The organism is Luteolibacter arcticus (assembly GCF_025950235.1).
GTDB classification, from domain to species: domain Bacteria; phylum Verrucomicrobiota; class Verrucomicrobiia; order Verrucomicrobiales; family Akkermansiaceae; genus Haloferula; species Haloferula arctica.
Genome location: NZ_JAPDDT010000006.1, coordinates 246,610 through 269,095 on the forward strand (window position 1 = coordinate 246,610; position 22,486 = coordinate 269,095).

At 63.2% G+C, this 22,486-nt stretch carries 22 protein-coding genes; 6 read left to right on the forward strand and 16 right to left on the reverse strand.

Translation table 11 applies throughout. From position 1 onward, the window contains the following. Positions 1 to 70: 70 nt before the first annotated feature. The gene (locus tag OKA05_RS15325) at positions 71 to 538 is read left to right on the forward strand and encodes a hypothetical protein (RefSeq protein ID WP_264488042.1); all 468 of its coding nucleotides are present in this window, start codon (positions 71 to 73) and stop codon (positions 536 to 538) included. Here OKA05_RS15325 and OKA05_RS15330 read toward each other — a convergent pair. From OKA05_RS15330 to OKA05_RS15345, 4 genes are all read right to left on the reverse strand, one after another. Next, a complete protein-coding gene (locus tag OKA05_RS15330) occupies positions 523 to 1,485 on the reverse strand; it encodes a L,D-transpeptidase family protein (protein WP_264488043.1) in 963 nt (320 codons plus the stop codon). The genes OKA05_RS15325 and OKA05_RS15330 overlap by 16 nt on opposite strands. Continuing rightward, positions 1,470 to 3,242 (reverse strand): VanW family protein, encoded by a 1,773-nt coding sequence (locus OKA05_RS15335; protein WP_264488044.1) that lies wholly within the window; start codon positions 3,240 to 3,242, stop codon positions 1,470 to 1,472. Before OKA05_RS15335 ends, OKA05_RS15330 begins: the two co-directional genes overlap by 16 nt. A gap of 526 nt (positions 3,243 to 3,768) precedes the next feature. Further along, positions 3,769 to 4,041 carry a hypothetical protein gene (locus OKA05_RS15340; protein WP_264488045.1) on the reverse strand — a complete coding sequence of 91 codons (273 nt, stop codon included), beginning with the start codon at positions 4,039 to 4,041 and terminating at the stop codon, positions 3,769 to 3,771. A gap of 1 nt (position 4,042) precedes the next feature. Continuing rightward, complete coding sequence (locus OKA05_RS15345) at positions 4,043 to 4,801, reverse strand: DUF899 domain-containing protein (protein WP_264488046.1); 759 nt, start codon at positions 4,799 to 4,801, stop codon at positions 4,043 to 4,045. A gap of 375 nt (positions 4,802 to 5,176) precedes the next feature. Between OKA05_RS15345 and OKA05_RS15350 the strand changes: the two genes are divergently transcribed. Further along, entirely contained in the window at positions 5,177 to 5,680 is a 504-nt protein-coding gene (locus OKA05_RS15350) for a VOC family protein (RefSeq protein WP_264488047.1), read from the forward strand. Between the two features lie 227 nt (positions 5,681 to 5,907). On the opposite strand, the gene OKA05_RS15355 is transcribed toward OKA05_RS15350, so the two are convergent. From OKA05_RS15355 to OKA05_RS15385, 7 genes are all read right to left on the reverse strand, one after another. After that, positions 5,908 to 6,453: a DUF1579 domain-containing protein gene (locus OKA05_RS15355; RefSeq protein ID WP_264488048.1), complete on the reverse strand. Its 546-nt coding sequence runs from the start codon at positions 6,451 to 6,453 to the stop codon at positions 5,908 to 5,910. Between the two features lie 181 nt (positions 6,454 to 6,634). Continuing rightward, positions 6,635 to 9,430, reverse strand: a complete 2,796-nt coding sequence (locus OKA05_RS15360) for a DUF7035 domain-containing protein (RefSeq protein ID WP_264488049.1) — start codon at positions 9,428 to 9,430, stop codon at positions 6,635 to 6,637. Between the two features lie 108 nt (positions 9,431 to 9,538). Continuing rightward, the gene (locus tag OKA05_RS15365) at positions 9,539 to 10,231 is read right to left on the reverse strand and encodes a hypothetical protein (RefSeq protein ID WP_264488050.1); all 693 of its coding nucleotides are present in this window, start codon (positions 10,229 to 10,231) and stop codon (positions 9,539 to 9,541) included. A 5-nt stretch (positions 10,232 to 10,236) separates the two neighbouring features. Continuing rightward, positions 10,237 to 10,854 (reverse strand): hypothetical protein, encoded by a 618-nt coding sequence (locus tag OKA05_RS15370; RefSeq protein WP_264488051.1) that lies wholly within the window; start codon positions 10,852 to 10,854, stop codon positions 10,237 to 10,239. A 128-nt stretch (positions 10,855 to 10,982) separates the two neighbouring features. Further along, positions 10,983 to 12,059, reverse strand: a complete 1,077-nt coding sequence (prfA, locus tag OKA05_RS15375) for a peptide chain release factor 1 (protein WP_264488052.1) — start codon at positions 12,057 to 12,059, stop codon at positions 10,983 to 10,985. A gap of 81 nt (positions 12,060 to 12,140) precedes the next feature. Beyond that, on the reverse strand, positions 12,141 to 12,401 hold the full coding sequence (gene rpsP / locus OKA05_RS15380; RefSeq protein WP_264488053.1) for a 30S ribosomal protein S16: 261 nt from the start codon (positions 12,399 to 12,401) through the stop codon (positions 12,141 to 12,143). Between the two features lie 97 nt (positions 12,402 to 12,498). Next, a complete protein-coding gene (locus OKA05_RS15385; protein ID WP_264488054.1) occupies positions 12,499 to 12,999 on the reverse strand; it encodes a nuclear transport factor 2 family protein in 501 nt (166 codons plus the stop codon). A 68-nt stretch (positions 13,000 to 13,067) separates the two neighbouring features. Between OKA05_RS15385 and OKA05_RS15390 the strand changes: the two genes are divergently transcribed. Then, on the forward strand, positions 13,068 to 14,315 hold the full coding sequence (locus OKA05_RS15390; RefSeq protein ID WP_264488055.1) for an FtsW/RodA/SpoVE family cell cycle protein: 1,248 nt from the start codon (positions 13,068 to 13,070) through the stop codon (positions 14,313 to 14,315). Here OKA05_RS15390 and moeB read toward each other — a convergent pair. Beyond that, complete coding sequence (gene moeB / locus OKA05_RS15395; RefSeq protein ID WP_264488056.1) at positions 14,293 to 15,405, reverse strand: molybdopterin-synthase adenylyltransferase MoeB; 1,113 nt, start codon at positions 15,403 to 15,405, stop codon at positions 14,293 to 14,295. The genes OKA05_RS15390 and moeB overlap by 23 nt on opposite strands. 120 nt (positions 15,406 to 15,525) lie before the next feature. Between moeB and OKA05_RS15400 the strand changes: the two genes are divergently transcribed. The 3 genes from OKA05_RS15400 (at position 15,526) to trpD (ending at position 19,617) form a co-directional block, all read left to right on the forward strand. Beyond that, positions 15,526 to 16,107 carry a thioredoxin family protein gene (locus tag OKA05_RS15400; protein ID WP_264488057.1) on the forward strand — a complete coding sequence of 194 codons (582 nt, stop codon included), beginning with the start codon at positions 15,526 to 15,528 and terminating at the stop codon, positions 16,105 to 16,107. Between the two features lie 58 nt (positions 16,108 to 16,165). Then, positions 16,166 to 18,091, forward strand: a complete 1,926-nt coding sequence (locus tag OKA05_RS15405; protein WP_264488058.1) for a sodium:solute symporter family protein — start codon at positions 16,166 to 16,168, stop codon at positions 18,089 to 18,091. Positions 18,092 to 18,567: 476 nt separating this feature from the next. Continuing rightward, positions 18,568 to 19,617: an anthranilate phosphoribosyltransferase gene (gene trpD, locus OKA05_RS15410; protein ID WP_264488059.1), complete on the forward strand. Its 1,050-nt coding sequence runs from the start codon at positions 18,568 to 18,570 to the stop codon at positions 19,615 to 19,617. A 24-nt stretch (positions 19,618 to 19,641) separates the two neighbouring features. On the opposite strand, the gene OKA05_RS15415 is transcribed toward trpD, so the two are convergent. From OKA05_RS15415 to OKA05_RS15425, 4 genes are read right to left on the reverse strand one after another with little or no spacing between them, the layout of a single operon-like run. After that, positions 19,642 to 19,932, reverse strand: a complete 291-nt coding sequence (locus OKA05_RS15415) for a type II toxin-antitoxin system RelE/ParE family toxin (protein ID WP_264488060.1) — start codon at positions 19,930 to 19,932, stop codon at positions 19,642 to 19,644. Between the two features lie 12 nt (positions 19,933 to 19,944). Further along, positions 19,945 to 20,151 carry an addiction module protein gene (locus OKA05_RS29455; RefSeq protein WP_369335607.1) on the reverse strand — a complete coding sequence of 69 codons (207 nt, stop codon included), beginning with the start codon at positions 20,149 to 20,151 and terminating at the stop codon, positions 19,945 to 19,947. Between the two features lie 43 nt (positions 20,152 to 20,194). Then, the gene (gene polX / locus OKA05_RS15420) at positions 20,195 to 21,928 is read right to left on the reverse strand and encodes a DNA polymerase/3'-5' exonuclease PolX (protein WP_264488061.1); all 1,734 of its coding nucleotides are present in this window, start codon (positions 21,926 to 21,928) and stop codon (positions 20,195 to 20,197) included. 59 nt (positions 21,929 to 21,987) lie between these two features. Continuing rightward, on the reverse strand, positions 21,988 to 22,335 hold the full coding sequence (locus OKA05_RS15425; protein ID WP_264488062.1) for a hypothetical protein: 348 nt from the start codon (positions 22,333 to 22,335) through the stop codon (positions 21,988 to 21,990). Between the last annotated feature and the right edge of the window lie 151 nt (positions 22,336 to 22,486).

Here is a 22,486-nt window from a genome sequence, read left to right on the forward strand (position 1 = left end):
ATGGAAACCGGGCGTGGACAAATCGGCTTTCGGCTCGCGCGGGCGGACGGCTTCGGGTTGGCTTCGGCGCATGGACAGCCCCGGACCGCCGCCTCATCCCCAAGCCATACAAGACGCGGAGCATCTCAAGCTCCTCGCGATCTTCCACTATGTGGTCGGCGGTATGACGATGCTCTTCGGATCGTTTCCGATCCTTCATGTCATCATGGGCATCATGATGCTGAATGGCAAATTTGCCACGGGCTCCCCGACCAGTCCCGGGGCCGGAATGGGAAACGAGTTCGGCTGGGTCTTCATCGGGATGGGCAGCATGTTCATCCTCATCTTCTGGACCTTCGCAGTGCTGCTGATCTATGCTGGACGCTGCCTTTCGGCGCGGAGGAAGCACACGTATTGTTTCGTGATGGCGTGCCTGTCCTGCGTTCATTTCCCGCTCGGCACGGCGCTCGGTGTCTTCACGATCCTGGTGCTGCAGCGGCCGTCGGTGCAGGGGCTGTTCGACAAGCCACCGATGCCGGGAGCTTACTTGAATCGGTAGCGGCCGTCTTCCACTTCCACCTCAGGCGGTACCTGGGTGCGCTCGAAGTGGTCGTAGCCCTCTTTGAGGTTCGTCCAGAAGTCGAACCACTCGCTGTCCTTCGCGCGAGCCAGTCGCTCGGGTGACATGCGGAAGGGGAAGAGGTTCACGCGGAAGTACGGCTGACCGATCTTCAAGGCGGCGTCGCAGAGCGTGTAGATCTCCTCGATCTTCGGGTCGGTCATGGCGAGGCAGCCGATCGACACGCAATTGCCGTGGATCATGATGAAGGTGCCGGTGCGACCGTGGTGCAGGTCGTAGGCATTCGGGTAGCCGATGTTGAAGGCGAGGTGGAAGGTGCTGTCCGGCTTCATCCCCGACGGCGGGACGAAGTAGAAGCCCTCCGGCACCTGGCCATCTCCCTCGGCGAGCTTCGGCCCCGGCTTGCCCGATTGCGCGGCCACGTCCCAAGTACGAAAGTGCTCGTACTTCCCGGTGTCGCGCTTGCGCACCCACAGCTCGAGCTGGCCTTCCTCCTTGAAGGCGCGCAGGAAGACGGGATCGCCGAAGTGCAGGCCCTGCGCGGCGAGTGCCTTTTCCAATGCCGGGCGCACGCGCTCGGCGGCGGCCTTGGCGCGTTCGGGGCCGGGGAGGGCGGAGCTGACGGCTTGTTCTTCGGGGAGCACGATGCCTTGGGGCGGTCGCGCGGGTTTGACGAGGAGTGCTTCGGCTGCGTCCGGGACCGAGAGGCCTGGGCTAGCGCGGTCGTCGATTTCGGGCGCGCCGGCTTTGAGGTCGGCATCGGGGGACCGTTCGGGCCAGTCTGAAGACCGGCGCTCCCGGGGTGCCGGATCTTCGGAGCTGGTGGCGCGTTCCTCGGGCACGGCGGGATCTTGTTCCTTGCGCGCCTTTTCCCGGCAAGCGCAAAGGCAGGCCAGTGGCAGCAAGGTGATCAGGAAGCGACGCATGCAGGGACCGCGGGTTGGAGCACCGCGCGCAGCACCATACGCAAGGCCGCGGGATCAGGCGAGGAAAGGGTGTGCATCAGCGGGTGCTCTGGCAGTCCGCAGGCCTCGGTGGCGATGACCGGGATGCCGCTTGCCAGCGCCAGCAGCGCGAGCCGCGGCTGGTGCTCGATCCATGCCGGGAGGACGAGCACGCGGGCGCTCGCGAGGTCGGCCGGGGTGCCGGGCGAGCAGGGGATTTCCTTGAAGGGATCGGCCGCCCCCTCGGTCGCGCGGCCGAAGCACTTCACCTCCACCAGCGGCTCGTCTAACAGGGCTGCCGCCAGTTCGAAAGCGCCCTTCCTGCCGAGCCGAGAGGCGGGGAAGAAGACCGTCTCCTTTGCCACCGGCTGCAATTCGAGCGGGTTCGGCATTTCCCAATCGATGAGCCAGGCGCGCTCGCCGAAGTGCCGGGCCATCGCGCGGTGCGGTGTGACGAGGCGGGCCGCCGCGGCGAGGGCCTTGCGTTCGGCGCGGACCAGTTCGGGATCGGCACGGAAGTCGCCGAGCGTGGTGGATTGCGGATGCTTTTCCTTCGCGTGATCGAGCCGGCGCTGGAGCTCATCCATCGGCCAACGCTGGATTAGCACGTCGAAGCTACGGCCGCCGAGCGCGCCGGATTGCCAGAGGTAAGGCAGCAGGTTTTGGGAAACCACGACATGACGGCACTCGGGCGAAAGCATCGCGGCATAACGACGTGCCAGGGCGGCATCGCCATCTAACAACGCGAGCTGTCGCTTCGCACCTTGGCCGGGCAAGCGGCGCTGACGCCATGAACGCAGCAGCGCCTGAAGCGTCGCGCGTTCGGTCGTTACGCCCGGTGGCGGGGACCACTGGTAGTTTGGCTTTTTCCAGCGGCGGCCATCGAGTGGCACCAGCCAGCGGTCGCCCTCGCGCGAATGACCGCGACACCAGCGGTCGAACTCCGGCCAGCGCGCGTCTAGCAGAAATGCCGAGTGTCCCAGTGACGGGGCATGCGCCGCGGTCGCCGCAGGATGACGGAAGCACGTGAGCATCCCGCAGGTCAGGCAATCGCCCGAGGGTGCGGAGCGAGGTGATGGCTCGGCCACCGGTGCGGCGGCCTTCACCGAGCCGTCGCGTGCAGAGCGGATGCGCACGATGAGATCGGCGGCGGTTAGTTCCACTTCGAGCCGCCATGGCGCGCTGCTGCGGAAGCGCAGGTCGACGTAGTTCCAGAAGACGGTGGCGTCGAGGTCCTTCTCCGCCAGAGAGCCGGGAACGACGCGCGAATGACCGTGGCGTTCCACGACTTCCAGGCCGGCCTCCAGCGCCGCCTGATAGAGAAGGCCGCTGAGCTGGCAGAGCCCTCCGCCGATGGCCGGCACCAGACAGCCCTCGCGCAATTCGCGGCCCGCAGTGAAGCCTTTCGCCTTCGTCGTGCGACCGAGTTGGCGCCAGAAGCTGAAGACCTCGCTGGCCGGGATTTCCACGCCGTGGAAGGCGCGGGCGGAGCGGCGGAGGTTCTCGACCTTGCCAGCGGTGAGCGGGAATTCGGCGGCGGAAAGCTCGCGCCATAGCGGCGTGCGCAGCTCGGCGATGACCGGGGCTGAAACCAGGCCGGCGCGATGGGCATGACGCGGTGGCCGGGTGGAGAACTCACTCAAGCCGCGGCGCAATTGGAAGGCGCGGGACTTGAGGTGGAAGGCCAGCGCTGAAAGCCGGCCGGGGACATGACGCTCGGGAGCGGTGTGGTGGCTCATGGTAGCGCGGTGAAGCGCTGCTGTATGAAACGTAGTGGACGGGGGGAATACTTCAGGGGATTCGTGAAATTTTCGTGAAGGCGGTTGGACAGTTGGGCGCGCCGGCAAAGCACCGGAAAGGAGTAGGAGAAGTTCTTCGTCCCAACGGAGCGATCCTCTCTTCGTCGCAACGCGACGGCTCATAATAGCCTGGCACGAAGTGCCAGGTGAAGCGCCGGAGATCACCGCGTCACAACGTGACGCTTCATGCATCTGGCGGCCCGGTTGTCGGCCCGGATCGACGCCTCCCTTGAGCGGCGCTTTGTATCGGACAAAAAAGATTACGGCACCCTCACCGATGGGTGGGATATTTGGGATAATACCGCCGCACCCCGCATGAGGCGTCCCGTTGGGACGCGATCGGTTTGTTCGGCCTTACCTGGCACTTCGTGCCAGGCTATTATGAGCCGTCGCGTTGCGACGAAGAATAGGTCATCGCGTTGCGACGAAAAGTGCCGCTAACACGGATATCTCCGGACAGAAACCCTTACTCTTGTGGCCGTTCCGCACGCAGTCCACGCGGGAGGAACCGCAGGAGCAGCAGCGAAACGCAACACGCGATCAAGCCGTAGCGCAGCCACGTCGCCACCGGTAGCGAGATGCCAAGCCCGGTGAAGAGCGCGACGTAGCCGGCGACGCACATCGGGCATTTCGGCATAAGCACCAGCAGCCCGCCGGGGATGAGCCACCCGGCGAGGCGGCGGGCTTTTGTCGTCGATGTTGTTGTCGTTATCGCCGGCGTCTGGCAGCACGATTTCATTTCACTTCTTGGCGGAGCCGCAGCAGGCGTCGGCTGGTTTTTCCTCGTAGCGATCGTGATGGCGCACCCAGTTCATGGTGCTCTCCTCATTGCGGCCGAGCGGGACGAGATCGAGGTAGATCAGCGCGCCGACGGTTTGTTCGCACCCACGCGCATAGCATGAGTAGGTGTGGAAGATCTCCCCGGCGTCGTTCTTGTAAAAGACGCTGGTGCCGTGCGCTTCCTCGCCCCACGGCTCGATCGTTTCGTAATTGTAATCGACCTTGCCGGAGGCGACTTGCTCGGGCGTGTAGGAGACATGGTAGTCGAAGTTGAATTCATTGCCGGCGGACGAGACCCAGTTGAACTTCCAACCCATGCGCTTCTTGAAAGGCGCGAACTCGGCGAGCGGTGCGCGCGAGACGGCGACGAAGGATGCGCCGCCGTGCTCGAAGTGCTGGCGTGCGCCATCCACATGGTCACAGAGGAGGGAACAACCGGGGCAGCCTTCCTTCCAGCCGGGGCCGAACATGAAGTGATACACGATGAGCTGCTGGCGGCCGTCGAAAAGCTCGGCCAGCGTGACGGGGCCATCGGGGCCTTCGAAGATGTAGTTCTCCTCGACTTTCACCCACGGCAGATCGCGACGTGCGGCGCTCACGGCGTCGCGTTCGTGGGTGAGCTTCTTTTCGCGTTCGAGCAGGGCTTTCCGGGCGTTGAGCCAGACTTCGCGGGAGACGACGGGATGATTCTTGAGGTTGGGAATGGCGGGAATACTCATGGTGATAGTGGGATGAGGTTCAACAGGACAACGAACGCGCGAATGATCTGAGGACAAGCGACGGGATTTTTTTGGCGGGGCGTCGGAAATCCCGGCGGTTTCGATAAAGTTGCAGGTAGTACGGGTTTTGGCCGGATTTTGTATATAGGCGAGACCCTTCACCTCGTTCAGTCCGGCTGAAGCCGGGACTACCTACAGCAGAGGCATGCATTCGTGGTGATAGGCCCTTCTGACGGGGAGTTCGGAAAAAGCCATTTGCGCGGTCCTGAATTGTGAGGCCCGTTCGTCGGTTGTTGTGGAGGCCCTGCTTTTTTTGTGGGGGCCGGATGTGCCTCGAAACGAATCCATCAACCACAACCAACCACCATTACCATCATGAGTACTACCACCACCGAGAAGCCTGCCGCCCGGAAGTCAGCCGTGAAGCCCGTGCCGGAAGGCATGCACACCGTCACCCCGCACCTGGTCTGCGCCGGTGCGGTCGAGGCCATTGAATTCTACAAGAAGGCCTTCGGAGCCACCGAAATGTGCAGCTTGAAAACACCCGATGGCCGCCTGATGCACGGCGGGATCTTCATCGGCGATTCGATGATCATGCTAGTGGATGAGATGCCCGAGTGCGGCGCGCTGGCTCCTGGCTCGCTGAAGGGCTCGCCGGTCACGATCCACCTGCAGGTGGAAGATGCTGATGCGCTCTTCGCGCAAGCCGTCGCCGCCGGAGCCACGGTCAAGATGCCGCTGGCCGACATGTTCTGGGGCGATCGCTACGGCTGCCTCGAAGATCCCTTCGGCCACCAGTGGTCGATCGCCACGCACATCGAGGATCTCACGCCCGAGCAGATCCAGGAAGCTGCGAAGACTGCCTGCTGCGGAGGTTGATCGCCGCCCTAGCGCCGCGACTCTGAAGATCAAACCGCTTCACGATGCCTTCCTTCATGAGAGGCGTGGTGAAGCGGTTGTTTGCAGCGGGTGCTAGAGGGGTAGGCTTGCTGGTAGGCAATGGGCGTGTCGGGCGGAATGAATTCCGCGCTCCCAGTGGGCAAAAAAATACCGGCGGAACTCTCGGTCCCGCCGGTGTGAATGTGAGATAAAGAAGCGGGGCGTTCTTACTTCTTCCGCGTGGAGGTGGCGGACATCATTTCCGTCCACTTGCCGTCTTCGCCCTGGATGTGGCTGGTGAAGGTCTTGGTGTCCTTGTCCTTGATGACGATGACTTCCTTGAACTTGCAGATCTTGCCTCCCCGCATCGGGCAGGGACCTTCGCTTTCTAGCGTCAGGGTATTGGTCGCTTCGTCCAGGGTGCCGTTGTAGTGCCACAGCGTGCTGGTCATCGAGTCGACCCAGGTGCCGGTGAACTGCTTTTTCCCGGGATCGTAGCCGAGGGTGAGGATGTTGTAGAAGGCGGTGCCCATCATCTCGCCCTTACCTTCGGAGACGACCCAGAAGCCACCGAGCATGCGAGCCTTTTCGGAGCCTTTGCCCTCGATCGGCGGTTTGCCGGGTTCGGCGATGCACTTCATGGTGGATTCCCATTCGCCAGCGAGTTGGGCGAGCCACTCGTGCTGTTTCACGGGCTTCGGCATTTCCGGCATCTCTTGGGCGGAGACGGGCAGGAGCAGGAGGGCGGATGCAATCAGGGTTCTAAGTTTCATGGTGGTTCAGTGGTTGGTTCACGGAAACTACGAATGGAGTCGGGCGAAATGGACCGAGCAAGGGACAAAACGTGAGGCCGGTGTAGGACGTGAAGGCCGCCACCTCGGACGTGACAGCCTACCCCCGTGCTTCGCCGGACCGGTGCCCATCGACAGAAATGTCGATGCCCCTTATTCCTAGTCACGGGTCCTCGAAAAACAGGCGAAGGAATCCTTTCGATCCGCCGGCAAAGGGAATGCTGACTCGCCAGGTGCTGCCGCTTTGGAGGACCGGCAAGACGTCGGCCCATGGCCCTACGAGGCCGGCCTGGCTCTGCCCGGTCAGTCGCAGCGGCGCACCGCCGCCCGCGTCAGTGAGCGCCAGATAGAGACCGTCCACCGCCACGGTCAGCGCGGGATCAATGGTGAAGTCGTAGTGCAGGTGTGTGGCATCCCGGCTCAGGGTGAAGGCCCCCGCTCCCGCGTCCGCATTGTCGTTCGGGTCGGTGCCCAGCATCAGCTCGGTGGCATTGTTCTGCCCATCGCCATCCGGATCGGCACCGGGCAAGGCGTCGTCGCCGGTCAGCGAGTGGGTGGAAACGAAGGCTTCGAACAACGACGGGGCTTCCCCGCTGATGGTGAAGATCCCATCGCCCGGCTCGGGATAGGGCGAATTCTCCCAGCCATAGAAGTTCGTCTTGCCGACCTTGTCGCGGAGGAAGAGCCGCACGGTCCAATCGCCCGGCGTGGTGCCTAATGGAATGGTGACCGTGTCCTCAAAGGTTTCGCTCAAGCCGTCCTGGTCGATGCGGTTGTCCTCATCCAGTGTGACGGTGAAGGCCCCATGAAAGACATCCGCGGGATCGTAGAAAAAGAGGATGGCATCCCTCCGGCCGCTGACGTCGTCGTCGATCGAGACGGTGATCTGAATGTCCTGCGGGCCGCCGGAAACGTCGATGGTGTCCGGCGTGATTTCGATCGAGGTCACCACCGGCGAGGTGTGGTCGACGGGGCCCGTGTTGATCACGGTCAACCGTTCATCGATCGAGTTGTCGAGGCCCTCGCCGTTTTCGTGGTGGCGCTCGTTGTTATCCTGGTCGGCGAGGCCGGCTCCGATCCGCCATGTGCCCTCGGCATATTGCGGGATCACGACTTCCACCTGATAGATGCCATCGAATTGATCGCCCTGGAGGAGCTGATACGACGTGAAGTAATGCGACCCGGTCCACTGTGCCGTCGGGTTAAAGAGATCCAGATTGGCGAAGTTGAAGCCGGAGTTGTAGTCGGTGATCCGCAGGGTCACCAGCGCGGTGGCGGGTCCGTCGCTGACATCGATGACCGACGGATCGATTTCGAGGGCGCGGATCTGCGGCGCGGTGACGTCCTCAAGAGGACCATCGATCACCATGACGGCATTCGATCCGGTCACCGGGAATCGCTCGCCGCCGGGGCCGTAGATGCGCGGGGTGAGATTGGAATACTCCATCGTCTCCACGCGCACATGCCACAGGCCGAGGTCCGGAGTGGGACTGAAGGGGAGGGATACGGCATAGGTGCCGGAGAATTCGTCGCCACGGATGCGGCTGCCCCCGTCGAAGGTGGTGCTCACCTGCCCGTCGCCATTTGGATTGTAGAGTTCGATCCGGCCTGACTCGAAACCCGTGAGGTCGTCGGTGATCTCGATGGTGTACTCGACCAACTGCTCTCCTCCGGAGACGTCCACCTTGCGAACGGACGGGTAGATGTCTTGGACCTGTGGTAACGCGGTGTCGGTGTCACTCCTGAACGTCACGTGGTCCACGTATCCACGGTCGGCACCGATCGATCCGCTTCCGTCCTTCGTATAGCGCCAGATCATGGTCTGCTCGCCTTCCGGGATGGCCAACTCGACGAGTTCCCAGCCGAGGTCGCCGCTGATTTGATGGGTGTCGCCGCCGACGAGCTCGACCGACAGGATGTCGGCGGATTCCTCCGAATCCACCCGCCACATGAAGGACAGGGTGCCGGGGCCGGTCACCGTGGTCTGCATCACGCACTCCTCGCCATGGCCGATGGGCTTGCTAGCCGCGGCATCGCGGTCGTCCCAATTTTCCTCGGTCTGGAAGATCCAGCGGCTGCCGGAGGTGGTCCACGGCAGATGCACCGCGTCCAGCGCCTGGGCGAGGAAGCCGACGTCATGGGTGATCTCCGCGACGTTCGAGAAATGGATGCCGGACCGGAAGGCGGCGTTGCCGGTGCGGTCGATGAGTAGCACTTGGACTTCCCAATCGCCGTAGTCGCTGCCCTGCGGCAGCTCCACTGGCAGTTGGTAGATCCCGTCGTTCACGGTGCCGCCCGGGAGCAGGTCGGCTGGACCGAACGACAGGGAGTTGGCGAATTCATCGCCATTCGGCTTGTAAACCCACAGGAAGCCGCGGTCGATGCCGCTCAGCGTATCCACGCCATGAATGGTCAATGTCAACTCGGCCGCTTCGCTGGCGGTGCTGAAGGGATCGGGGTTGATTTCCGCCGAGCCGATCTCCGGAGCCGCGCTATCCACCTCCCCGGTATTCACCACGGTGAACTCGCCGTCGTCCGGCACCGGAAGCGGGATATCGTCGGGATGCTGGCCAAAGGTCCTAGCATTGCCCGAGTGGTCGAAGACCAGCACATCCACCCGCCAGTCGCCTGGCTCGCCATACTGCGGCACCTCGTTGATCGTGAGCTGATAGGTGCCGTCCAAGGCGTCGCCGTCGGGCAGTCGTGTATCCTCGCCGTTGAAGTAGAAGGATTTGATGTGATTCCCGTTGCCGTTGATCAGGATGAAGTTGCCGAAGCTGAAGCCGCTGTCGTCATCGGTGATGTGCGCCGTGATCGACACCGAGCCGGGGCCGGATGTGACATCAACGGTTTCCGGCGTGATCGAAATGGAGGTAACGACCGGGTGGGCGGTGTCATCGGCAAGGAGGGGGCAGGCGGACAGGCAGGCCGCTGCCAAAAGAAAGGCGAACGCTTTCATTCGGGGGATGGGTTGGGGAAGGGGTGCCGGGAAAAGGGGGAGGTCTTCCCGGCGGATAGGGGAACGCTAGGGAATCGCCGGAGACGGGGCAAGCGGATCTCCCGCCACTTAGAAGGGCAAAATGCCTCGGAGTCGGGCAGCGAGGCTCTGCTTGGGTGGCTGAAAGCTCTCATCTTCGCTCCGGGTTCTGAATAGGAACATCGTGCCCGAACTGAGAGAACCGGTTTCGTCGCCTATCGTGAGGGAGGTGCCCTGCCTGAGATGTGGGCGGGCGGCTTCGAGGACTTGATCACACGTCGCGAAGCGGTCGATCAGAATCACGACGTCGGAATTCTCCCCTTGGGGAGTGAAGGGTGTACCGGAACGCCTGAGGTCCACCACGACCGGAGTGGACCCGGCGGTGAGGTGACCCGATCCCATTCCCGGGAGATGAAAATTGAGCGAGTCGCCCTCAACTCTCAATTGATAGTAGGGGTAGCCCAAACCTGCCAATGGCTCGATGGTGGGAGACCACGCTGAAAGGAGGGTGCCTGCCGGGGCATCAAGAACGAAGTGCTGATAACCTGGCTGAAGCTCGTCCGACCTTGGCCAGTGTTCAATTTCGGCGGCAGTGAATTTCGCGGCTTCCCGGCTTCCAAGCGAAAGCAGGCCATCCGGATGCAGGAACAGTGTCCGCGGCTCGGTCGCTGGCGGCTTCAGCGCAAGCGCTACCGCCATCGCCACGATGATGAAGAGGACCAGCAATCCGGCGGGCTTGAGACTTCGCCGTTTCTTCGCCGGGATGGCTGGGTCCGCTTCCACGAGGGCTACAAGTTCGCGATGCCTTCGATCACCAGGCGCGACCAGCTTTCCAAGTTCGGCAGGAGCGGCCCTTGGAGTTCGGCGAGTTCGCTGAAGCAGAGGTTGGCCAAGGCGTCTTCGCGGGCTGCCACCCGGGTGTTGTCCAGGTCGATGACGTGGATGATGCCAAGGTGGACGCGGCCGACGTCGTTGCTGTCGTCATTGAGCAGCGCGGCGATGCGGTTGGTGTGGGTGGTTTCGAAGACGAGTTCTTCGTTCAGCTCGCGCTCGACCGCTGCGAAGTAGGCATCGCGGCCGGTGCGGCCACCGCCGGTATCGACCGGGTTGATGTGGCCGCCGACGCCGACGGAACGCATCGCGTGGAGCCGGTCCTCACCGCCGGACTTGCCGCGGGTGTAGTTGAGGATCGAGGTGCCGCAGCGGATCAGGCAATATGGGATGAGCTGCTTGTGGGTCGGGTCGGCCTCGGCTTCGGCGCGGTCCATGAAGAAGTGATTCTCGGGATCGAGCAGTTTCTCGAGCGCCTCATCCAAGCCATGGGTGCGGATGCCGTGGAACGAGCCGATGGCATCGAAAAGGGGACGGGGGACCACGAGGACTTGCTCACCGGCATACTTGGACATGGCGGGGAATTTGAAGTTCCAAGTTTGAAGTGCCAAGTGCCAAGAGAGGCAGGGGCGTTGGATCAGGCAGCAATCCCCGTGCTTCGCCGGACCTGCGCACATCGACAGGAATGTCGATGCCCCTTACCTCAGCGCATGCCAGCCTCGCTCATGCGCTCGGCCATTTCGGCCTTCTGGAGCTCGGCGGTGAACTCGCTGAGGTCGCCGGCCATGATCCCGGCGAGGTTGTGCGACGTGTGGCCGATGCGGTGGTCGGTCACGCGGCTTTGCGGGAAATTGTAGGTGCGGATCTTTTCCGAGCGGTCGCCGGAGCCGATCTGCGCGCGGCGGTGGGCGCTGTGCTTCTCCTGCTCCTCGCGGACCTTCATTTCGTAAAGGCGGGTGCGCAGGATCTGGAGGGCGCGCTCCTTGTTCTGCCCCTGCGAGCGGCCGTCCTCGCAGCGGACGTAGAGGCCGGTGGGAAGGTGGAAGACCTGCACGGCGGACTCGGTCCGGTTGACGTGCTGGCCACCAGCCCCCCCGGCGCGGCAGACCTCGATCCGCAGGTCGTCGGCCTTGAGCTCGACATCGACCTCCTCCGCCTCGGGCATGACGGCCACGGTGACGGTCGAGGTGTGGATGCGGCCCTGCGTTTCGGTCGCCGGGACGCGTTGGACGCGGTGGACGCCGGACTCGTATTTCAGCGTGCGGAAAACCTCGTCGCCGGTGACGCGCAGGAAGACTTCCTTGAAGCCGCCGACTTCGGAGGGGCTGCTGGAGAGGTGCTCGGTCTTCCAGCCGTGGGTCTCCGAGTAGCGCTGGTAGAGGCGCAGCAACTCGGCCGCGAAGAGCGAGGCCTCATCGCCACCGGCTCCGGCGCGGATTTCCACGATCGCGTCGCGGTCCTCATTCGGATCTGCAGGGAGGAGGGCGTACTGGATGTCCTCGGCGAGCTTTTCGATCTCGGCCTGGAGGCCGGGGATCTCCTCGCGGGCCATCTCCGCCATATCGACATCGTCGCCGCGGGACAGCTCGTCGTTTTCCTCTAGCTGGCGGCGGGCGGTTTCCAGGCGCTCCCACAGGTCGAGCGTCTGCTTGATCTTGCGGTGTTCGCGGACGACCTCGCCGGCCTTCTTCGGCTCATTGAAGAACGAGGGGTCCGCCATCATGTCGTCGATCTCGCCGAGCCGGCGGCGGCGCTGGGAAATGAGGGTGGAGTAGTCCATGGAAGAAGGCGGGCAGGATCAGGGCACGAAAAAGCCGCAGCTCCGGGAGCTGCGGCTTGGAAAAGCAATACCGGGCAAGGACTAAGCCTCGACCTTCGCCGCGGCGGTGCGGGCCTTGCGGACGATGCTGTTGACGGTCTCGGAGACCTGGGCGCCAACGCCGATCCACTTGTCAGCCTTTTCGAGGTCGATGGTGAAGTTCACACCTTCCTTGAGCGGGTCGTAGGTGCCGACTTGCTCAATGTAGCGACCATCGCGGCGCTTACGGCTGTCGACGGCAACGATCTTGTAGTAGGGACGGTCCTTGGTTCCCTGGCGGTTGAGGCGGAGTGCGACGGCCATGTGCGTGAAATACGTTCTGAAAAGTCACCTGCCGGGTGGCAGGGGCGGGGAAGGTGCATGACGGGCGAAGGCTTGCCAAGCAGAATCTCGGGGAAATTCACCGCCCCGTTTCCTTCCATGCCACCGAGGAAAGGACCCATTCCCCGTCGATTTTCTTCCACTCCATGTCGAGGTGGAGGACGCCATCGGCCGGCCGGTTGCCATTGGTCAGTTCGATGATGGCATCGACCCGGGCCTTCGCGGTCGCGGAATCGCCGGTGACGATTACCTCGTCGACTTCGGCCGGCTCGAAGGAAATCCGCCGGCTGCCTCTGGCGGCCATCGTGTAATTCGTCACCAGGCTGTCCCGCGACTGGGGTCCGTCCACGTATTCCTCGATCTCCTCGGTGCCGCGGATCACGACATTCGGGGCGAGGAATTTCTCCAGCGAGCTACCGCGGGTGCTGCGGGAAATCTCGCTGGCCGTGTCTTCGACCTCCGCCGCTTCAAACAGCGAGGTGATGCGCCGGGCGACCACGCGCTCGGGCTGATACCACCACCAGCCGAAGCCACCGGCGAGGACGAGAAGCAGGAGAAGAGGCACGAGCAGTCGGCGCATGCCGCGGAGCATCGCGAGGGTTTCAAGGATTCGCAAGTCCGCACGGGACTCCGCTTGTCACGCGGGGTGTGACCGTTATCGTCGGCGGCCTCGCGATGACGCCGCTGCTCCGCAAACTGCTTGGCTTGAACTGGCCGCTCATCCTGACGATGTACGGGCTGCTGGTGTTCGGCGTTTTCACCATCGAAAGCGCGGCACGCCACCTGCCGCAGGGCGGAGCGTGGTACGCGGACAAGCAGCGGGACTGGATCGTGATCGGTTCGGTGGCCTACTTCGCGGCGGCGCTGATCGACTACAAGTGGATCAAATGGATGGCCCTTCCGCTTTATGGCGGGTCGCTGGCGCTGTGCGCCGCCTTGTTCGGGAAAGACCGCAGTGAGGTGCACCAGGTCGACAGCGGCATTCTCAAGTTCCAGCCCGCGCCGCTGGCCCTGATGGCGGGGATCATCCTGCTGGCGTGGCTGCTCCAAGACCTGCCGCGGCTCGGCAAGCGGATCCCGAAGATCGGCTGGCTGCTTGAAGAGCCGATCGTGAAAGTGGGCCTCATCGGCGTGCTCACCGGGGTGCCCTTCTTGCTGGTGGTGGGCATGGGCGATATGGGCTCCGCGCTGGTGTGGATCCCGTTTGCGGCGATCTGCCTGCTGGTGAGCGGCGTGCCCTTTCGCTACCTGAGCTGCATGGCGTTTCTCGCCGCAGCCATCCTTCCGATCGCCTACTTCGTGGTGCTGCCGGCCGTTTCGGACACCGGCACCCAGCGGATCCAGCTCTTCCTGGACATTTCCCAAGGCAAGCCAGTCGACATTAGCGGCGAGGCTTGGGCCGCCCATAACATCGCTGTGGCGATTGGGAAGTCCGGCTGGGCGGGGACGGGATGGAATGCCAGTGCCACCGAGGGTTCCCTGCATGACAAGAAATTCGTGCCTTGGAAAACGGCGCACAACGACTTCGTATTCCCGGTGATCGCGGAGGAGCAAGGCTTCCGTGGCAGTCTGCTGCTGCTCACGGCGTATGCCCTCCTGCTCGTACTATGCCTGTTTATCGGTGCCTACGCCCGGGATCCGATGGGCCGGATCATCGTCGGCGGGGTGGTGGCGGTGTTCTTCGCGCACATCTTCGAGGGCATCGGCATGTGCATCCAGTTGATGCCCATTACCGGCATCCCGTTGCCGTTGGTCAGCTATTCCGGCACCTTTGCGGTGATCTGCATGACCCTGCTCGGGCTGGTGCAGAGCGTCTGGATCCACCGCGACGTGGACCGGCTGAGGGCCGAGGAGGAGGAAGCCGCCGCGGCGCTCAAAACGATTTCCACGCGTTGATCCCGCCTTCCACGTTCACGGCCTGAGGGAATCCGGCCTCGTGGAGGAAAGTCACCGCCCGTGCCGAACGCGCGCCGGACCGGCAGTGGACCAGGATTTCCCGGTCGGCCGGTAGTTCGCCGAGCCGCTCCGGCAGGGTTGCCAGCGGGATCAGGACCGCACCCGGAATGGTGCCTTCCGCCTCTTCCTCCGGCTGGCGGACGTCGAGGATGTAGGGTGTTTCACCCGCCGCGAGGCGGGCCATGAGTTCTTCGACGGTGATGGTGGGCATGCCGGGAATGGAGCAGGAATCGGAGGCGGTGGTTTCGTCGTTTTTGACTGAGGAAATGAAAGGCGCGTCGCCGCACAGGCGACAGGCCGGGTCGCGGCGCAGGCGCAGGCTGCGGAAGCTGGTATTCAGCGCATCGTAGCAGGTCAGCTTGCCGAGCGGCGGCTCGCCGATGCCGAGCAGCAGCTTGATCACTTCCATGGCCTGGAGCGAGCCGATCACCCCGGGCAACACGCCGAGCACGCCAGCTTCCTCGCACGAGGGCGCGGAGCCCGGGGGCGGCATCGTCGGCAGCATGCAGCGGTAGCACGGACCGCCAAGGTGCGGGGCGAAGACGGTCACTTGGCCCTCGAAGCGGAAGATCGAGCCATAGACGCAGGGCTTCTTGAGGAGAAAGCAGGCGTCATTCGAGAGGAAGCGGGTGGGGAAGTTGTCGCAGCCATCGAGCACCAGGTCGTAGCGCGAGACGAGGTCGAGCGCGTTGTCCGGCGTGAAGCGGACCGGGTGGAGGTCGAGTTCGACGTGTGGATTGATTTCCCTCAGCCGGTCCGCCGCGCTCTCCAGCTTTGGTTTGCCGACCCACGATTCGCCATGGAGGATCTGGCGCTGGAGATTCGAGCGGTCCACCGTGTCGGGATCGATAAGCCCGACGCGACCGACGCCCGCGGCAGCGAGGTAGAGTGCGGCAGGCGAGCCGAGACCGCCGGTGCCGATCATGAGGACCGAGGAGGCCTTGAGCTTGAGCTGGCCGGCTTCGCCCACATTCGGGATCGAAAGGTGGCGGGCGTAGCGCTGGCGTTCTTCCGGGGTCAGTTCGGGCATCGCGGCGGGAAAATAGCGGGGCAGGAGAGCGTGGCAACTGCCCATGTAGCCGCTACTTTCATGTGGACCGCGGCGACATTGCGTTCTTGACCCGCCGCTCCATTCCGCGAAGGCAGTGTCATGGCTGAAGTCCGCTCCACCTTTTCCCTCCGTCCCGGCGATGCCGCCCCGCCGTTCCAATTGCCGGCACCGGACGAAACGCTGCATGACCTCAACGAGATCCGCGGCATCGAAGGCTTGCTCGTCGTTTTCGCCTGCAATCACTGCCCCTACGTCATTCACCTGGCCGCACAGCTCGGCAGCCTGGCCTCGGAAATCGAGTCCGAGGGCGTGAACACGGTCGCGATCTCGTCCAACGACATCGAGAAATACCCGCAGGACGCGCCGGAGCACATGGCAACCTTTGCCGCGCAGCACGGGTGGGATTTTCCCTACCTCTTCGACGAGAACCAGGAAGTCGCCAAGGCCTACGGGGCCGCCTGCACGCCGGATTTCTTCCTCTTCGATCGCGAGCTTCGGCTCTTCTACGCCGGTCAATTCGACGACTCCCGGCCGAAGTCCGGCCAGCCCGCGACCGGGGATGATCTCCGCGCGGCGGTGAAGTCGATGCTTGCCGGTGAGGAGGCTCCCGAGCGGCCATTCCCTAGCAGCGGCTGCAATATCAAATGGAAGGCTGGCAGCGAACCACCCTATTTTGCCTGAAACCTTTCGCATTTCACCATTGCGGCCTGCCCCGAGCGGCGGCTAACAACCCTCCCACATGGCGCTCTCCCTTTTCTTGAACCCGGCCGTCCTTGGCTCGATCACCCTCACGGGGCTCGACTGGGCGATCATCATCGGCTCGATCCTGGTCTGTTTCGTCCCGGCGCTGTTCTACGGGAAAAAATCGAGTGAGAGCACCTCCGAGTTCTTCGCCTCCGGCCAATCGGTGCCGTGGTGGCTGGCCGGCCTGTCGATGGTAGCGACGACGTTCTCGTCTGACACCCCGAACTGGGTGACCGAACAGGTCCGCAAGTTCGGCGTCGCTGGTAATTGGCAGTGGTGGGCCTTCGTGCTGACCGGTGTCTCGACCGTTTTCTTCTTCGCCCGCCTCTGGCGCCGCTCCGGGGTAATGACCGACCTCGAGTTCTACGAGCTCCGCTATTCCGGCAAAGCCGCTTCGGTGGTCCGCGGCTTCCGCGCCGTCTATCTCGGCCTGTTCTTCAACTGCTTCATCATGGGCATGGTGACGCTGGCCGCGTGCAAGATCGCCAGCATCCTTTTCGGCATGCCATCATGGCAGACCATCGTGATCTGCGGCGTGCTCAACGTGGTCTTCGCAGCCCACTCCGGCTTGTGGGGCGTGCTGATCATCGACATGGTGCAGTTCTTCATCAAGATGACCGCTGTCTTCGCCGCGGCCTACTTCTCGCTGAAGGAAGTGGCCAAGCGGACGGGCGTGGGTGAGACCGCCTTCGCAGGCTTGCAGAAGCTGGTCGAGACCCTCGGCACCCAGCAGGTGAAGGTGCCGGCTGGCTCGCACGATCCTGTGATGAGCACCATCGACGGGACCGGCCAGCCAATCCTGGACATCCTGCCGAACTTCGACATGTGGCAGCTCTCGCTGATGATCTTCATCGTGCCGATCGCCATCGGCTGGTGGGCGAACTGGTATCCGGGCGCGGAGCCTGGCGGCGGCAGCTACATCGCCCAGCGCATGCTTGCCTCGAAGTCGGAGAAGGACTCGCTTGGCGGCACGCTTTTCTTCAACATCGCCCACTACGTACTTCGCCCATGGCCGTGGATCATCACGGCGCTCTGCTCGATCATCGTCTATCCGGACCTTGCCTCGATCAAGGAGGCCTTCCCGACTGCCGATCCCAAGCTCATCGGGCATGACAGCGCCTTCCCGGCGATGCTGAAATTCCTGCCGGTAGGCTTTATGGGCCTCATGGTTGGTGGTCTGATTGCGGCAAATTCCTCGACCATCCTGACGCACCTGAACTGGGGTGCCTCCTACCTCGTCCACGACTTCTACCGCCGCTTCATCAACACGACCGCAACGGAGAGGCACTACGTCAACGCCGGCCGCTTTTGCACGTTGTTGCTCTACGTGGTGGCGGCCTTGCTCAGCACCATCCTCACCTCGGCACAGGAAGCCTTCGAAATCCTCATCTCGATCGGTGCCGGCACCGGCCTGCTCTACATGCTCCGCTGGTTCTGGTGGCGCATCAATGCCTGGTGCGAGATCATCGCCATGGTCAGCTCGTTCCTCATCTCGGTGACGTTCTTCGTGATCAAGAAGCTTCACGCTGCGGGAACCATCGATCTTCAGGTTCCCTTTGCGCAGACCGTCATCATTTCGGTGGCCTTCACCACCATCTGCTGGGTGCTGGCGGCCTATTTTTGCCCGCAAACCGATAGGCAGACCCTTTTCTCCTTCTTCAAGAAGGTGCAGCCAGCGGGCCCGGGCTGGGATGCCATTCGCCGTGAGGCGGGCATGCCGGCGAGCGCCGTCAAGGAATCGGGCGACCACATGGGTCTCGCCACCGTCGGCTGGGTCTCCGGTTGCGCCGTGATCTGGTCGTCGCTCTTCGCCATCGGCAAGTTCCTCTACGGGCAGATGACCATGGCGTGGATCCTTACCGGGGTCTTCGTCGTCAGTGGCTTCGTCCTGCTCCAGGTGATCCGCCGACTCTGGCGCTAAGCCGGGTTTTCCGTCCCGGCGATCTCGGGGGGATCCCAGAGAGTAGCCGGTGGTCGCAGCCGCGCAGCGGCAAAGACCACCGGACCCAAGGAGCGCGAAAGGAATCCCGGAGGGGATTCCAGCCGGGCGGGAAGCAAACCGCGGTGTCTGATAATCCCCACGTCGAAACGGGCATGGAGATTCCGGGCGCGTCCGTGATTCATGTCCGGCTTGAACCCCATCCGGGGTTCCCTTCATCGCGGCTTTTATCCGGGGGTGTCGCTCGTGCCCTCGCTCAACCCCCGGCTACTCGCTGGGATCCCTCCGGGATCGCCGGAACCGGGAACCAGGGTTTTGCAGCAGCTCGGTGAGAACGCGGAAGCTGTCGGTGGAGCGGATATTCCCCTATTTTCTCGCCTTCTCACGAACGCACCTACGGATAATTCAAGAGAATGGCTTGGCAAAGGCGGTCCGATCCGTGCTACGATCCTTCGCTTGTGGACGCTTTGATTCATCATCTGGAACGGAAGGAGGAGCTCTCGCCCCGCGAGATCACTGTGGCTGCCGAGCTCCTGCTCGATCCCCACGCTCCGGACGAGAAGAAGGCCGCACTGCTCGAGAACCTCTCGAAAAAGGGCGAAACGCCCGCCGAGATTGCAGGATTTGTCGAAGCGTTCCTTGAGCACGCCGTGGATCCTCATGTCGGTCTGCTCGATCTCGAAGGGCCGACGATCGACGTCTGCGGGACCGGCGGCGACAAGCTGAACCTCTTTAACGTCTCCACCACCGCCATGTTCGTGGTTGCCGCGACCGGTGCGGTGGTTCTCAAGCACGGCAACCGCGGCATCACCTCGAAAAGCGGTGGCGCCGATGTCCTCGAAGCCCTCGGCATTCGCATTGACCTTCCCCCCGAGGGCTTCCGCGACTGCCTGGAGAAGGCCGGGGTCGGGTTCCTCTTCGCACCGGCCTATCACCCGGCTTTCAAGGCCGTGGCGAACGTCCGCAAGCAGCTCGCCGAAAAGGGCGTGCGCACCATCTTCAATCTCATCGGCCCGCTGATGAACCCGGCCAAGCCGCAGTGCCAACTCGTCGGCGTCTTCGACAGCGAAATGTGCCCGGCTTTTGCCGAGATCCTCCAGCGCCTCGGCCGCGAGAGCGCCTGGGCCGTCCACGGCACCACCGGCGACGGCCGCTGTGTCGATGAGGTCAGCCTGCTAGGCACCACCCGCATCTGCAAGGCGGGGCTCTATCAGGATCTCCAGGACGAGGAAGTTCGCCCGCACGACTTCGGCATGAAGCTCGCCGCGGTGGAAGACCTTCAAGGCGGCGACGCCGAGGTGAACGCCGCCATTCTGGAAAGCATCCTCGCCGGCAAGGAAACCGGTCCGAAGCGCGACATGGTCCTGCTCAACGCCGGCACCGCCATCGCTTGCTGCGGTCTGTCCGACGACATCGGGGATGGGATCGAGATCGCGAGGAGGTTGATTGATGATGGGAGTGCCTTGGATCGGCTGCGGTTGTTGCAGGATGTGGGGAAGAAGGGGTAGTCGCAACCGGCTGTTCTCCGCACTTCACCTGCGTCTAAGTCCGTAGGATGGATTTCGGTGGTCGTGACGGACGACCAAGACCCGGATCACATCGAGATGCTCCTCGAACAGGACGTGATAGGGGAACTTCCGCAAATTGACGCGGCGCAACCCCGAAGCATCGAAGTGCTGTCGAGTTGGATTGGCCTTGATCTCAGCGAGAGCGTCGTCCAGTTCATTCCAGAATCGTGAAACCAAATGTTCCGAGATCCCGGCGTACTTGCCGGCGATCTTCCGCGCGTCCTTTGCCGCAACGGGATGAATGCTGAGTTCCATCCTTCGCCGGACTCAACGGCCACACGCTTTGCGGAACTCTTCCATGGTCAGTCCGGTCACCGCGCCGGAGGCCATTTCGTCGCGACGACGGAGGACTTCTTCGTCGCTCACCGAATGAGGCGAGTCATCAAGGTCTTCCAATAGAAATACGGCCAATTCCGCGCGCTCTTGTATTGAGAGCTTCGAGGCTGCCTGACGGATCTCACTAACCTGCGACATGAGGAACCACTAGCATTTGTGGGTTCACTCCGCCAGATCGGATTCACCTCTTTCCCTTCGGCAACTTCAACCATGCCTCCATCTCTGCCAGTGTCTTCGTGTTCACCACGTCCTCGCGCCGCACCCAGCCTTTCCTTGCCACGCTGGCGCCGAAGCGGAGGAACTGGAGTTGGTTCACCGAGTGGGCGTCGGGATTGATCGAGCAGAGCACGCCCTTGTCGCGGGCGCGGTGCCACCAGCGCCAGTCCATGTCGAAGCGCTTGGGGTTGCAGTTCAGTTCGATGACGGTACGGGTCTCGGCAGCGCAATCGATGATCTTCTCGTGGTTCACCGCGTAGCCGTCGCGGCGCAGCAGCAAGCGCCCGGTGAGGTGGCCGAGCATGGTGATGTAGGGGTTCTCCATCGCCTTGATGATCCGCTTCGTCATCTCATCTTCTTCGAGCGTCAGAGCATTGTGAACCGAGGCGACGGCGAAATCGAGCGTGGCTAACAGGTCGTCGTCGAAGTCGAGCGCACCGCTTTTCAGGATGTCCACCTCCGAGCCGGCGAAGAGCCGGAATTGCTTGCCGCCGTGTTCTCGATTCCACGCGGCGATCGTTTCGACCTGCGCTGCCAGTCGCTCCACGCTTAGCCCGTTCGCTTGCGGGGAGGACTTCGAGTGATCGGCGATGCCCAAGTACTGCAGGCCTAGTTCCCGCGCGCCTTCGGCCATCGCGTGCAGCGAGGCCTTGCCGTCGGATTCGGTGGTGTGGTTGTGAAAGGTGCCCCGCAGGTTCTCCCACTCTAACAAACGTGGCAGCGTGCCTTCATCGGCCGCCTCGATCTCGCCGCGGTTCTCGCGCAGTTCGGGCGGGACGAAATCAAGCCCGAGCGCCCGATAGATATCCGCCTCGTCGCGGATCACCGGCACGTTCTCGCCGGTGAAGGCGTATTCGTTGAGCGACCAGCCTTTCTTCAGCGCCCGCGAGCGAATCGCCACGTTGTGCTCCTTGCTGCCGGTGAAGTAGAAGAGGGCGAAGGGATACTGGTCGTTCGACACCGCGCGAAGGTCGCACTGCATGCCGCTTTCGAGCCTGATCGAGCACTTGGTGTCGCCTTGCGCGATGACTTCCTTGGCAAACTCCTGCGTCGCGAAGAAGGCCGTCAGCTCCGCCGGCTTCGGCGTGGCGACGATGAAGTCGAGGTCCCGCACGATCTCCTTCGACCGCCGGGTCGAGCCGGCGACCGAGGCTCGCAGCACCTCGGGGTGCATGCGCAGAATTTCCAGAATGCCCTCCGCCGCCTGAACGGCGATATCGAGCCGGAACGCCTCGGCCGCTTGCACGCGGCGCGCGAGGGACTCCAGGATCTTCGCCTGGGTCTTGGCACCGAATCCCGGCAGACCGGCAACGATTCCCGCGTCGCAGGCGGCCTTCAGAGTGATGATCGAATCGACCTTCAGCTCGCGATTCAGCACGGCGATCTTCTTCGGGCCGAGGCCATCGAGCTCGAACAGGTCGAAGAACGAATCCGGATAGCCGACCCGCAGCTTCTTGTGGAACTCCAGTTCGCCGGTGGTGGCGAGTTCGTGGAGCTTGTCGCGCAAGGCATCGCCGAGGCCCTTGATCCCTTCGAGCTTGTTGTCGCGGGCCAGCGCCACGATGTCGCCGTCGTAGCCGGACACGACCTCGGCGCCCTGGCGGTAGGCGCGGATCTTGAACGGGTTTTCCCCTTGGATCTCCAGCAGCAGGGCGATCTCTTCCAGAACCTCGACCAGGCGCTCACGGGTGACGGACATGCCGGGAGGCTAAAAAGGCGGAGCGGGGGGGACAGCCGAAAATTCCGCCACAGCTTTCATCAACCCCGGGAATGCGGGAGCAGGTGCCACGCCTGCATCGAGGCCACGGTGTAAAGGAGCACCAGCACCGCGCCGACGAGCAAGCCGGAGAGAAAGGTCTCCCGCTTCGCAAACCACTCGGGGCGCTGTTGTTCCAGAATGATGGTCGCGATCACCCAGACCCCCGGGATTGCGAAGGCCAGCGGGCCCCACTCGCGGATGAAAGCGGGCAGGGCAGGCCACTCGCGGCTTGGGTCAGGGTAGCCGGCCGAGCGGATCAAGACGGTGGAGACGATCGTGCCCACCTGGATGATGGCGCACTGCGCCGCCGCCAAGGCCCCCTGCACCGCGTATTCCCGGATATCCATTCACGGCAAGCATCCGCAGCAGTCGCGGCGGAGGAAAGGGGATTTGTGTGTGGGAATCCACGGGTGACGAGATTGTCTCATTGCCGAACCAATTTAGACTAAACCTGTTGGCCCAGATCTGACGTAGTTTTCTACCGGGATACTCGCGCGC